The sequence below is a fragment of the Nonlabens sp. genome (assembly GCF_965657255.1).
Classification (GTDB): domain Bacteria; phylum Bacteroidota; class Bacteroidia; order Flavobacteriales; family Flavobacteriaceae; genus Nonlabens.
This window is the reverse complement of record NZ_CBFHNM010000012.1, coordinates 35,277-48,846: the sequence shown is the minus strand read 5'-3', so window position 1 is coordinate 48,846 and position 13,570 is coordinate 35,277. Positions and strand designations below refer to the sequence as shown.

At 34.3% G+C, this 13,570-nt stretch carries 10 protein-coding genes and 1 pseudogene; 1 reads left to right on the top strand and 10 read right to left on the bottom strand.

The features are described from left to right. Nucleotides 1-59 precede the first annotated feature (59 nt). The 8 genes and pseudogenes from rfbB (ACTF54_RS12290) to rfbB (ACTF54_RS12255) all read right to left on the bottom strand — a co-directional run bounded on the left by rfbB (ACTF54_RS12290) (nt 60) and on the right by rfbB (ACTF54_RS12255) (nt 8,105). Nucleotides 60-1,127: a dTDP-glucose 4,6-dehydratase gene (rfbB, locus tag ACTF54_RS12290; RefSeq protein ID WP_438969469.1), complete on the bottom strand. Its 1,068-nt coding sequence runs from the start codon at nt 1,125-1,127 to the stop codon at nt 60-62. Then, on the bottom strand, nt 1,117-2,157 hold the full coding sequence (locus ACTF54_RS12285; RefSeq protein ID WP_438969468.1) for an NAD-dependent epimerase: 1,041 nt from the start codon (nt 2,155-2,157) through the stop codon (nt 1,117-1,119). The genes rfbB (ACTF54_RS12290) and ACTF54_RS12285 overlap by 11 nt, the downstream gene beginning before the upstream one ends. A 2-nt stretch (nt 2,158-2,159) precedes the next feature. After that, nucleotides 2,160-3,437, bottom strand: coding sequence for a nucleotide sugar dehydrogenase (locus ACTF54_RS12280; protein ID WP_438969467.1), 1,278 nt, complete (start codon nt 3,435-3,437; stop codon nt 2,160-2,162). 49 nt (nt 3,438-3,486) lie between these two features. Further along, nucleotides 3,487-4,467 carry an SDR family oxidoreductase gene (locus ACTF54_RS12275; protein ID WP_438969489.1) on the bottom strand — a complete coding sequence of 327 codons (981 nt, stop codon included), beginning with the start codon at nt 4,465-4,467 and terminating at the stop codon, nt 3,487-3,489. Nucleotides 4,468-4,483: 16 nt separating this feature from the next. Further along, complete coding sequence (locus ACTF54_RS12270; protein ID WP_438969466.1) at nt 4,484-5,878, bottom strand: nucleotide sugar dehydrogenase; 1,395 nt, start codon at nt 5,876-5,878, stop codon at nt 4,484-4,486. 1 nt (nt 5,879) lies between these two features. After that, nucleotides 5,880-6,146: pseudogene (locus ACTF54_RS12265) on the bottom strand (UDP binding domain-containing protein); the annotation flags it as partial. Nucleotides 6,147-6,184: 38 nt separating this feature from the next. Continuing rightward, on the bottom strand, nt 6,185-7,060 hold the full coding sequence (rfbA, locus tag ACTF54_RS12260) for a glucose-1-phosphate thymidylyltransferase RfbA (protein ID WP_438969465.1): 876 nt from the start codon (nt 7,058-7,060) through the stop codon (nt 6,185-6,187). Nucleotide 7,061: 1 nt separating this feature from the next. Further along, nucleotides 7,062-8,105: a dTDP-glucose 4,6-dehydratase gene (gene rfbB / locus ACTF54_RS12255; RefSeq protein WP_347197408.1), complete on the bottom strand. Its 1,044-nt coding sequence runs from the start codon at nt 8,103-8,105 to the stop codon at nt 7,062-7,064. Nucleotides 8,106-8,380: 275 nt separating this feature from the next. On the opposite strand from rfbB (ACTF54_RS12255), the gene ACTF54_RS12250 reads away from it, so the two are divergent. Beyond that, on the top strand, nt 8,381-9,667 hold the full coding sequence (locus ACTF54_RS12250; RefSeq protein WP_438969464.1) for an OmpA family protein: 1,287 nt from the start codon (nt 8,381-8,383) through the stop codon (nt 9,665-9,667). A 515-nt stretch (nt 9,668-10,182) separates the two neighbouring features. Here the strand turns inward: ACTF54_RS12250 and ACTF54_RS12245 are convergent. Both ACTF54_RS12245 and tilS read right to left on the bottom strand, forming a co-directional pair. Next, on the bottom strand, nt 10,183-12,243 hold the full coding sequence (locus ACTF54_RS12245; RefSeq protein ID WP_438969463.1) for a protein-disulfide reductase DsbD family protein: 2,061 nt from the start codon (nt 12,241-12,243) through the stop codon (nt 10,183-10,185). Continuing rightward, the gene (gene tilS, locus ACTF54_RS12240) at nt 12,240-13,568 is read right to left on the bottom strand and encodes a tRNA lysidine(34) synthetase TilS (RefSeq protein ID WP_438969462.1); all 1,329 of its coding nucleotides are present in this window, start codon (nt 13,566-13,568) and stop codon (nt 12,240-12,242) included. Before tilS ends, ACTF54_RS12245 begins: the two co-directional genes overlap by 4 nt. Between the last annotated feature and the right edge of the window lie 2 nt (nt 13,569-13,570).

Below are 13,570 nucleotides of genomic sequence, written 5' to 3'. Positions count from 1 at the left end.
TTACAACAACTTTTTTGTTACGCTTTCGCGAAAGCAAAATAAATAAAAAAGCGTAGTTGTTACGTATATTGCTTTATATAATACTCTTGGTAATCACCACTAGTGACCTGGTCCAGCCATTCTTGATTGCCTAAATACCAGTCAATGGTTTTTTCCAGCCCTTCTTCAAAAGTAACGGATGGTTTCCAACCCAATTCTTGATTTATTTTGCTGGCATCAATCGCATAGCGCAAATCGTGACCTGGTCTATCTTTTACATAGGTAATTAAATGGGCAGATTTACCAGTCGGTCGATTCAGTTTTTTATCCATGAGGGAACAAAGTAATTGAACCAAATCAATGTTTTTCCACTCATTAAAGCCGCCTATATTGTAAGTTTCGCCGTTTTTTCCTGTATGAAAAGCTAGATCGATAGCTACTGCATGATCGATGACGTATAACCAATCTCTTGTATAATTACCATCACCATAAACAGGCAATGGCTTTTCATTGATGATGTTATTTATAAATAATGGAATTAACTTTTCTGGAAAATGGTTAGGCCCATAGTTGTTTGAGCAATTAGAAATTACATAAGGCATCCCGTATGTTTCTCCATAAGCTCTAACAAAATGGTCTGAACTTGCTTTAGAAGCAGAGTAAGGTGAATTAGGATCATACGATGTTGTTTCTGTAAATAAGCCAGATTCTCCCAGACTTCCATAAACCTCATCTGTACTTACATGATAAAAACGTTTACCTTTAAAATCGTCTTTCCAAATAGATTTAAAAGCATTCAATAAGTTGACTGTTCCTACCACATTAGTCATCACAAAGCTTACTGGATCAGTAATAGAGCGATCGACATGAGATTCTGCTGCAAGATGCACTACTCCAGTAAACCGATAACTTTTAAATAAATCTTCTATGAACGCAACGTCTGTAATATCTCCTTTTACAAATGTATAATTGGGAGCAGTTTCTATGTCTTTTAGGTTCTCTAAATTTCCTGCGTACGTCAAAGAATCTAGATTATAAATATGTTTATTTGGATACTGATTTACAAATCTGCGTACCACATGTGACCCTATAAAACCAGCACCACCAGTTATTAAAATCACATTATTTCTTAATTGATTAAACATCATGATTTATGAGTTCCTGATTAAAATTAAAATATTCTAAATACCATTTGATAAAACTGGATACTCCTTCATTCACGTTAGTTTTTGGCTTGTATCCAACTAACTCATTAATATCATCCGTATCTGCCCATGTTTTATTTACATCTCCTGGCTGCATGGGCATCATTTTTTTAATTGCTTTCTTTCCTATATTATCTTCAATGGTTTTAATAAACTCCATTAATTTAACAGGTCTACTGTTACCTATATTTAAAATGTTATAATTAACCTTGAGCGGCGTATGAAGTGTTTTGTAAACTCCATCAATAATATCATCTATATATGTAAAGTCTCTTGATAGATTTCCATTATTAAATACTTTAATAGGTTTGTTATTTAAAATAGCCTCTGTAAATAGAAACATAGCCATGTCTGGACGTCCCCAGGGACCATAAACCGTAAAAAATCTTAAACCAATAGTTTCAATATGATATAAGTTACTATAGGTATGCGCCATTAATTCATTAGATTTTTTAGTGGCGGCATATAAACTTACAGGATGATCTACAATATGATTTTCATTAAATGGAACATTTTTTGTATTACCATATACGCTAGAACTACTAGCGTAAACTAATCGTTTTATTTTAGCGTGTCTACAACATTCTAAAAGATTCATAAAGCCTATAATATTACTATCTATATAAGCCATAGGATTCTCTAAAGAATATCGCACTCCAGCTTGAGCTGCTAAATTACATACAACTTCAAATTCATGATTTTTAAAAAGCTTAGGTAATTCTATTTTATCTTCTAAGTTCATTCTAATAAAAAACATATCAGCAAATAAGGTGCTTCCCGTTATTTCATTGAACACTGTAGCTTTTTTTGTTGAAATACCCAACTGAAGTAACCTATCATACTTTAAATTAGTATCGTAATAATCATTTATATTATCAAGACCTAGTACAAAGTATCCTTCTTTCACCAACCTTTTACAAAGATGATAACCTATAAATCCAGCTGCACCAGTAACAAGAATATTCTTTTTCATTATTATAATTTACCATCAACATTTAATTTTAACGACCCTTTAACATCATAAATAATACTATTCTGTTTTGAAATAGATTCAAAATTTAAGTGATTAAATTCTTTGTGAGAAACGGCATGAACTACTCCATCAAACCTGTCTTTTGGTAATTCATTAACCGAAGTAACTTGATATTCATACATCACTTCTTCAGGGTTTGCTAATGGATCGTAAACGGAAACATCAATTCCATAATCCTTTAAATTTGAAATTACATCTACAACTTTGGTATTACGCACGTCAGGACAATTTTCCTTAAAAGTAATACCAAGCATTAATATTTTTGAACCTTTTACTGGAATATCTTTTGCAAGCATTAATTTCACAACTTCGCTTGCTACGTATGACCCCATACTATCATTCATACGTCTTCCAGCAAGTATAATTTCTGGATGATAACCTACTTCTTGAGCCTTTTGAGCCAAATAATACGGATCCACTCCTATACAATGCCCACCAACTAATCCTGGAGTAAATGGTAAAAAGTTCCACTTTGTACCGGCAGCTTCTAAAACGTCATGCGTATTAATGTCCAACTTATTAAAGATTTTTGCTAACTCGTTTACAAAGGCTATATTAATGTCTCTTTGAGCATTTTCTATAACTTTAGCGGCTTCAGCAACTTTTATGGTTGGCGCTAAATGCGTACCAGCAGTTATTACCTCCTTGTATAAAGCATCTACCTGTTTTCCTATTTCTGGAGTACTTCCAGAGGTCACTTTCAATATTTTTTCTACCGTATGTTTTTTATCTCCTGGATTGATTCGTTCTGGAGAATATCCTACATAAAAATCTTCATTATATACCAAGCCGCTTACTTTTTCAAGTACAGGAACACATTCCTCTTCCGTTGCTCCTGGATAAACGGTTGATTCATATACAACAATATCTCCCTTTTTAAGAACTTTTGCTACTGTCTCACTCGCTTTATACAGAGGTGTTAGAATAGGTCTGTTATTTTTATCTACTGGTGTAGGAACAGTAACAATATAAACATTTGCTTTTTCAATATCCTCAACATCAGTAGTGCAGTACAAACCTAGACGAGAATCGTTGCTTGTTTTAAGAACTGCTTTTAGAACATCATTCTCAACCTCTAGAGTACTGTCCACTCCAGTCATCAACTCATCCACTCTAGATTGATTGATATCAAAACCAACTACATCGTATTTAGTTGCAAACAATCTAGCTAATGGCAAACCCACGTAGCCTAGCCCTATAATTGCTATTTTTTTATTCATTATTAATGTTCTTTAATTAGTCCGCTTTCGCGAAAGCGTTTACTTTATATTATAAGTTAGTCCAATACCAGTCTACGGCTTGATCTAATCCTGCTTTTAAATCAAATTGAGGATCATAACCCAATAGTGTTTTTGCTTTATCAATAGATGCTAAGGAATGAGGAACATCACCAGCACGCAATGGACCGTAGTTTATTTCTACTTTTTCAATGTCTTTATCTTTTACAGACAATGATTCTTTAAGCAAGCTAACGAGCATGTTTAAATCAGTGCGATCTCCATAAGCCACATTGAACACCGCATTCTCTGCATCTGGATTTTCTGATAGCATGGCTTTAACGTTTGCCTGAATGACATTATCAATATAAGTAAAATCTCTAGAGTAGGTGCCATCTCCATTGATCGTAGGTGATTGTTTGTTCATTAATTGTTTAGTAAACAAAGGAATAACCGCAGCATAAGCTCCATTAGGGTCTTGTTTGCGTCCAAAGACATTAAAGTAACGCAGCCCTACCGTATTCAGTCCATATGTTTTATAAAAAACATCTGCATACAACTCATTTACATATTTGGTAATCGCATAAGGAGAAAGTGGTTTACCTATATTATCTTCTACTTTAGGCAAAGCTTTTGAGTCTCCATAAGTAGAGGAGCTTGCTGCATAAACCATTTTATTCACACCTTCTTCTTTACAAGCTACCAGCATATTAAGAAATCCGCCTACATTGACATCGTTACTGGTCACTGGATCTTTAATGGACCTAGGAACACTACCCAAAGCTGCCTGATGCAACACATAATCACAGCCTTTTACTGACTTTTTACAATCATCAATATTTCTAATATCTCCTTGAATAAATTCAAAATTTGAACATTCTAGCAGATGCTCGATATTTTTTTTATGACCAGTTGCTAGATTATCTAAGGCAACAACATCGTAACCATTATTTACTAAATGCTCAGATAAATTACTACCTATAAATCCTGCTGCGCCTGTTACTAATACTTTTGTTTTACTCAAGTCCTTTATATTTTTTTGTTTAAAATTAACCTTTACCTATAGTATACACATCAAAGCCTATTTTTTCTACATCCTGTTGATTTAAAATCATACGACCATCAAATAAAAATGCTGGCTTTAGCATAAGGTCATAGACTTCTTTCCAGTCGTAATTTATGAATTCATTCCACTCCGTTAGGATAGCTGTTGCGTGTGCATCTTCAACAGCCTGTAAAGGTGTTTCAACCACTTTTAAAAGCCTTCTGTTTTCTTCACCGGATCTGGTCCCTAAGTAATCTAGATCGTTATAAATTTGCTGGGCCGTAACTTTAGGATCGTAAACGGTAATTTCTGCCTGCTCATTTAATAAATAATCAGCTACATAAATAGCAGCCGACTCTCTAGTATCGTTGGTATCTTTCTTAAACGCCCAGCCTAAGATGGCAATCTTTTTACCAGAAACCGTATTAAAAAGTGTTTTTACTATTTTCTTAGCAAATCTACGTTTTTGATGATCGTTCATGATAATCACCTGTTCCCAATAATCGGCCACTTCTTGCAATCCATAGGTTTGCGCTATATAAACCAAGTTCAGTATATCTTTCTGAAAACAAGATCCACCAAAACCTACAGAGGCTTTTAAAAACTTAGGACCTATTCTAGAATCGGTTCCTATAGCTCTTGCTACCTCACCGATATCTGCCTCGGTCACTTCACAAAGCTCTGAAAGTGCGTTAATACTGCTTACTCGTTGCGCTAAAAACGCATTTGCAGTTAGCTTAGAAAGCTCTGAAGACCACACATTTGTAGTTAATATTTGCTCTTTAGGAACCCAATTGGCATAAACATCCACTAAAGCCTGTTGCGCCTTTTTACCTCTCTCTGTATCTTCTCCTCCTATTAAAACACGATCTGGATTCAACAAATCTGAAACAGCAGTTCCTTCTGCCAGAAATTCTGGATTAGATAAAATGTCAAAATGCACTCCATTACCGGTGTTATCCAGGATACTTCTCAATGCTTCGGCCGTTCTAACTGGTAATGTAGATTTTTCTACAATTATTTTATCACTAGTAGCTACTGATGCTATTTGTCTAGCGCAAAGCTCTATATATTTAAGATCTGCAGCCATTCCTTTGCCTACCCCATAGGTTTTTGTAGGCGTATTGACAGAAATAAAAATCATATCAGCAGCAGCAATAGCGGCATCTACGTCTGTAGAAAAAAATAGGTTGTGATCTCTAGTTTGAGCCACTAAATCGGACAAACCAGGCTCATAGATCGGAATATTTTCAACATTAGGATCGTTCCAGGCAGCAATCCTGCTTTTATTGATATCCACCACATTTACTTTTATATCTGGACATTTTGCAGCGATCATAGTCATGGTAGGACCACCCACGTAACCTGCACCTATGCAGCAAATGTTTTTAATTTTCATACTATAAACTTTGGTTAACAAAGTTACCTAAAATACTCTTAACATCATACACTACAGCATTATTATTCCTACATTCTTTTAGATCCAGTGAAGTATATAGAGAATGACTAACCGTAAGAACAATGGCATCGTATTTTTGTTTCTTTAATTTATTATCGCATTTCAAACCATATTCACGAAAAACCTCTTCTGGTTTTGCAATAGGATCGTGCACAGTAACGTTCATCCCATACTCCATTAAGTCTCTAATGACATCAACTGATTTTGTATTTCTAAGGTCTTACCAATCCTGTTCCATTAAGTACATTAGCTTTTTGAAATGATATTTTTGAGGTAATGGTAATAATCACCTTTTAAATGAGCTATTTTCTTTCTCAACACCTCTTCTTCAATCCATTTGTTATTTAGCGCAATTTCTTCAATACATGCGATCTTTAGACCAGTTCTCTTTTCTACTGCTTTTACAAATTCTGTGGCCTCTGTTAAGGCTTCATGAGTACCTGTATCTAACCATGCAAAACCTCTACTCAAGATTTGCATTTCTAGAGCGTCTTTCTCTAAATAGAATTGATTTACAGAAGTAATTTCTAATTCTCCTCTTTTTGAAGGATTTAATTTTTTTGCTACCTCAATAACTGAATTAGGATAAAAGTACAATCCTACCACTGCATAATTTGATTTTGGATGTTCAGGCTTTTCTTCAATTGATGTCACTTTTCCTTCTTTATCAAAATCGGCCACACCATACCTTTCTGGATCCTTTACATAATTACCAAAAACTACAGCTTTATTGTTCTTGGATACTTGTTCTACAGCATCTTTAAGTTTATTTTGAAATCCTGAACCATAAAAAATATTATCTCCTAGCACTAAAGCGACCGGATCATTCCCTATAAACTCTTCGCCTAAAATAAATGCTTGGGCTAATCCATCAGGACTAGGTTGCTCTTTATAGGATAATTGAACTCCAAAATCAGATCCATCTCCTAGAAGACTCTTAAAGTTAGGCAAATCTACAGGTGTAGAAATAATTAATATCTCCCTAATATTTGCTAACATCAGCACAGAAAGAGGATAATAAATCATAGGCTTATCATAAACAGGCAATAATTGCTTACTTACGGCAAGTGTTAATGGATGTAATCTTGTGCCCGATCCACCGGCTAGAATTATACCTTTCATATTATGAATATTGTTTGTTATAGTAATTCTTATAGGCACCAGAAGTTACACTTTCCAACCACTCTTGATTATTTAAATACCACTCGATAGTTCTATCTAAGCCTTCTTCGAACTTTAAGGATGGTTGCCAATTCAATTCTTTGGATATTTTTGATGCGTCGATAGCGTATCTAAGATCATGACCTGGCCTATCTTTTACAAAAGTGATCAATTTCTCACTTTCCCCTTTAGGTCTATCGAGGTAGGTATCCATTTTAGAACAAAGCAGTTTTATAAGATCTATGTTTTTCCACTCATTGTGTCCTCCTATATTATAGGTCTCTCCTATTTTTCCTTGATGAAAAACAACATCGATAGCATTTGCATGGTCTTCAACAAATAACCAATCCCGCGTATAATTTCCATCACCATAAACAGGTAATGGTTTTGAATTAACTATGTTATTTATAAATAAAGGAATTAATTTTTCTGGAAACTGGAAAGAACCATAATTATTAGAACAATTAGAAATGACAAATGGCATACCATATGTTTCTCCATAGGCTCGTACAAAATGATCAGAACTGGCCTTTGAAGCAGAATAAGGAGAATTAGGATCGTAAGAAGTAGACTCTGTAAATAAACCTTTTTCTCCTAAAGTACCGTAGACTTCATCCGTACTTATATGATAAAACAAACCAGATTGATAATCAGAATATTTTTTAAAAGATTCCAATAAATTTAAAGTTCCCAAAATATTTGTTTTTGCAAAAGACAATGGATCTTTTATAGATCTATCCACATGTGACTCTGCTGCTAAATGAATTACAGCATCAAACTTGTAAAGCTTAAACAACCTATCCATTTCAACCGCGTCACAAATATCAGCTTTCAAAAAAGAATAATTAGCTGCCGTATCTACATCCTTCAAGTTTTCCAAATTACCTGCGTAAGTAAGAGCATCCAAATTATATATCGAGTATTCAGGATACTTTTTCACAAACCATCTTACTACATGAGAACCTATAAAACCAGCACCACCAGTTATTAAAATACTTTTTGACATGAACAAAAATCTTAAGATTCTAAATTAATTTTAATAAACACATACTTACAATTTATAGAATCAGTTTAAAAGGTGGTCATCCACCTAAATACGCATTGCTAAGAACTAGCACAAAATTACCTTAAACAATAAGTTATATCTCATAAAATAAGATGTAACTTGAAACCATATGACTTATAAGAAATAAACATTTATCATAAATTTAAAAGACTTAAAAGATAAGAGTTTTTATTATATGCATATATTTGCATTTTAAAAGCAAGTAAACAACTATTATGAAAAAAATATTTACAATAACGTTACTGATGTGTGGACTAGCATCATTTGCACAGACAAATGATTCCATGTCATCAGATTCTAATGAAAATTCTACCTTTAAACAATGGTCCCTTGATTTAGCTGGTGGAGTTCATATGCCAGTGAGTTTATTTACACCAGGGTATTTCACGAACACGCCTGACTTGTTTCAAATGGATCTAGGTATAAGATATATGGTGAATGAAAAATTTGGTTTTAATCTAGATCTAGGTTACAATAGATTTGAAGGTGATACAGAAAGTCTAGATTTTCAAACTAATTATTACAGAGTTACTTTGGAAGGAGTTGTTAACGCAAGAAACTTGATCGGTCTTGATGCTATAAGTGAAAGACTTGGGCTACTAGTACATGGTGGTATGGGAGTTTCCGGATTGGACTATAGCAGTTCTAACGACGACCTAGATCATATGTTAAACTTTCAAGCAGGTATAACACCTGAATACAGAATTACGAATGCCATCTCTGTATTTGCAGATTTATCTGTGATCGGACATGTTAGACAAGATAGAGCTTTTGATGGATTTTCGGTTTCGGAAACTAGAGGATTTGACGGAATGTTAGTAAATGCCTCAGTAGGAATATCTTTTGCCTTAGGAGAAGGAGCTATGTCTATTGATTATGCTCCAAACGATATGGAGGCAAGATTAGATGATATAGCGGCTGCGATGGATAAAATGGCAACTGAAAATGGTGATGATGATCAAGATGGTGTGCCTAATTATTTAGATAGAGATAATACTACAGAAAGTGGTGTAAGAGTTGACAATAAAGGTCGAGCTATTGATTTAAATAAAAATGGTATTCCAGATGATATGGAAAGTGGATTAGATACACGTTATGTATCTTCCTCTGACTTAAAAAACATTATCGCAAGAAATAATGGAAACAATAAGAATTTGATCAAGCAACTGATCAATGAAGGTTATGTAAATGTGTACTTTAGATTTAACAGTACTAAACCAACTACCTATTCTCTAGGAGCTATGAATACTATTGTACAATACATGAAAGATAATCCAAGTGCCTCTGCAACACTCACAGGTTTTGCTGATGAAATTGGAAATCCAGAATACAATAAGACATTATCAGAACGTCGTGCTAAAATGGTCAATGATGTATTAGTAGCTGCAGGAATCGATGCTAGTCGCTTAACCTATAATGGTGATGGTGAAGATGCTTCTGTTGATAAGAGCAGTGCTGAAGCGAGACAATTGGTAAGAAGAGTTACTTTTAGAGTTAACTAATTCTAAATTTTAATATAAAAAAGGGTCGCTGTCGCGACCCTTTTTTTATATCCATTATTCTCATCTATATTTGTTGTTGTCACTTATCCGTATCTCTGTTATTTTTAGCAAAAGGAATCAAACAGATAATAGGTAGCATTGACGTTTAGAGTCATTAAACCTCCTGGCACATTCTTCCTAAACATATTTAGAAGTTCTTCATTTTAGGATTAGAACACCTAATGATTAACTCCATTAATTAATGAAAGCTCTTTCAATTTATAGATCAGAATAGATAGAGAAAATAAACGTTGCATTAACACCTTGCTCTCCATATATGCTAATTAATTTCATGATTTACGTAAAAGTGATCCGATTAAAAATAGGAACACTTTTATAGATTATTTGATAGACTATTTACAAATGAATATCAATTGGCTTGATCACAAAAAAACAGGCCTGAATACGCAATTGTTTCCATCCGTATACGTAGACAGATTAGGAAAAGTAAATCTGCGGTAAAATAATTCAAAAAATTACTGGCTCTCTAATCCTTTTCTCAACCAGGCCTCATACTCCTTTATATTAGGAGTATAGTCTATAGGTTTCCCCACATCGTTTCCATCAGAATCCTTAATAACATATAAAGGTTGTGCTAGAGCTTCATAATTATTCTTTTGAAACGCCATCCACTTATCGCCTATAGTTCTCACTTTTTTACCAGTATCTTCTGAAACATATTGTTCCTCTTTTGGTAATTTATTTTTATCGTCAACATAAAGAGAAATCAATACAAAATCATTCTTGAGCATATGTAAAATGGCAGGATCACTCCATACTCTTTCTTCCATCTTTCGACAGTTTACGCATGCCCAACCAGTAAAGTCAACTAAAATAGGTTTGTTGACTTCTTTTGCATATGCCAGTCCTTCTTCATAGTCATGAAAAGCTATAATATCATGAACAGCTAGATGAGCACCTTCTGGAATCTGTATATTTGCATCTAATTTTGTGTAACCTACACCATAAGGTGCTTCAGCATAATTTAAGGGCGGTGGGAAACCAGAAATAATTTTTAAAGGCGCGCCCCAAAGTCCTGGAATCATATAAACAGTAAAAGTCAAAACAATTAATCCCATAATCAACCTACCAACAGAAATACTGGATGCTGTTCCATCGTGTGGCATTTTAATCTTACCTAAAAGATATAAAGCCAAGCCTCCAAAAATAGCTATCCATATCGCCAGGAAAACCTCTCTTTCAATAAAATGAGTCTGGAAAACTAAATCTGCTGCGCTTAAAAATTTAAATGCTAGAGCAAGCTCTAGAAACCCTAAGACTACTTTTACGGTATTCAACCAGCCGCCAGACTTAGGAAGCGAGTTCATCCATCCTGGAAAAATGGCAAATAATGCAAATGGCAATGCTATAGCAAGAGAGAAACCTAACATTCCTATTATGGGTGCTAGTCCACCTTTTGAAGCAGCTTCTACAATAAGAGAACCAACGATCGGTCCTGTACAAGAAAAGGACACAATAGCAAGCGCAAGAGCCATGAAAAAGATTCCTGCTATGCCGCCTTTATTTGCTTTTTCATCTGCTTTATTTGCCCATGATTGTGGTAATGTAATTTCAAAGGCTCCTAAAAAAGAAACAGCAAAAACAACTAGTATTAAAAAGAAAGCTACATTAAAATAAACATTTGTACTGAGTTCATTCAATGATTCTGAACCAAAAATTGCTGTGACGACCGTTCCTAATAAAACGTAAATGACAATTATAAAAATACCATAAAGGATAGCATTTGATATTCCCTTTGCTCTATTCTTACTTTGTTTAGTAAAAAAACTTACCGTTAATGGTATCATAGGAAACACACATGGTGTCAGCAACGCAGCAAATCCTGATAGAAATGCTACTATAAAGATGCCCCACAGGCTTCGGTCTTCTTCATCACTACCTTCTTCCGCTTTTTCCTTGTCTATTTCTTCATCGCTTTTTTTTTTAGCTCCAGACTCTTGAAGAGTTTTATGAGTTTCTTTTAATGGGATAGCAGACTCTAGTGGGGCTTGTGCAACCATTGGATCTATTTCATCATCGAGGTATTTCTCAATAATATCACCAGCATCTTGAGGTATAATGGCATTAGGATCTAACTTAAAATTAAGAACCTGTCCCACTGGCCTTAAACAACGTTCGTCATCACAAACTTGATAAAAAATCTCTGCGATAATATATTTCAAATTTGGATCTAAAACTTTGATTTTTTGTTTGAAAACAGCCAAATCTGCAAACTGATATACATTAAATTCCCAAACATCTGAATACTCTGCATAGGAACCTGTTTCTTCATTGACTCCTAACAATTCTATTTTACCGTCCACTTCATAAAAGCTTAATGTGGTAGGAATTGGACCGCTGTCAGCGCCACTGGTCTGTGAGTATAAGTGCCATCCAGGATCAATCCAACTAGTGGTAACTAGTTCGTATTCTGTTTCTGATAACTTATTAACCTCTGTAGACCATGAAGTTGGATCACTTTGAGCAGTTAATTGTAATGAAATAAGGGCTGTTAAAGCAAAAAAAAGCTTTCTCATAATTCTGTAGTTATTTCAATAATAGTTTTTGTTGTCTTTGTAATTTTATAATGTTTGCTAGCTCTTATTCCTACTAACCAGATGATATCTTTACCACTTGTCAATACTAAGGTTTTTTCTCGTATTAAAGAAGGGATTTTGCTGTCAGTTAACATATCACTAATTAATTTGCTTCCTTTCATTCCATAAGGTTGCATACGATCACCTTGTTTCCATTTCCTTAACAAAAGAGGCCGTTTTAATTCTTCAGGATCTATGAATATTTTATTTGCAGATCCATTAGCGCTTACATATTCTAACGCATTGTTAACTTCAATTTTTTTCAATACTAATACTGCATTTCCTACTTCTACGGTACTGTTTAAATCGTGTATCTCTAAATAAAAATCTTCAACAATTTTCATTTTACTTAAAACCAATACTTGACGATCCTTAGTCAGTTTCACCTGATCTGAAAGGATGTATTTTCCGTTCTCTGCGTCTAGTAAGGATAATGCATCTATAATATTAAAGTTATATTCTTTAAGCAGCTCATAAAGATACATCTTAGGTTTTGTAGTAGCTTTAAGTTGTGCAATATCTATTTCTATGGTTTGCTGGATGGTTTTTGTTCCGCTTTCGCGAAAGCGTGCCACTTCAACATCTATCAAAGATTCAGAATTACTGAGATAATCAAGTGTTTTTGAAAAGTTGTTTTTTAAATGAGGTAATGCATTGTATAACAAAGGAATCACATCGTGACGCAACTTATTGCGCTGGTATTTTGTAGAGCTATTGCTACTATCCTCGCGCCATTGAATGTTATTTTTCAAAGCAAAATCATCCAATTGTTCTCTCGTAAAAGGCAACAAGGGTCTTGAAATTTTACCGTTGCGAGTTCTAATTCCTGTCAGACCATGCAATCCAGCACCACGACCTAAATTGATCAAAAATGTTTCTAATTGATCTTCTAGATGATGGGCTGTAAGAATAGTATCATAGTTATTTTCAACAGCTATCTGATCAAAAGCATCGTACCGCAACTCTCTAGCTGCCATCTGTATGGAAATACTTTTCTCCAAAGCATAAGCTTCTGTTTGAAACGATTTTATATGTACGTTACAGTCAAAATCCTGGGCTAGTTTCTCTACAAAACGCTGGTCGTCATCGCTTTCTATACCGCGCAAATTAAAATTACAATGGATCAAATCAAATTTAATTTTGCAATGACCTAATAGATGTGCTAAAACCGTACTGTCCTTTCCACCACTAATAGCAATCGCAATAGACGCGGTAAAAAGCTCTGGAAATTCTTTGTTGATATGTGTTTGAAAAGCCTCTAGCATGT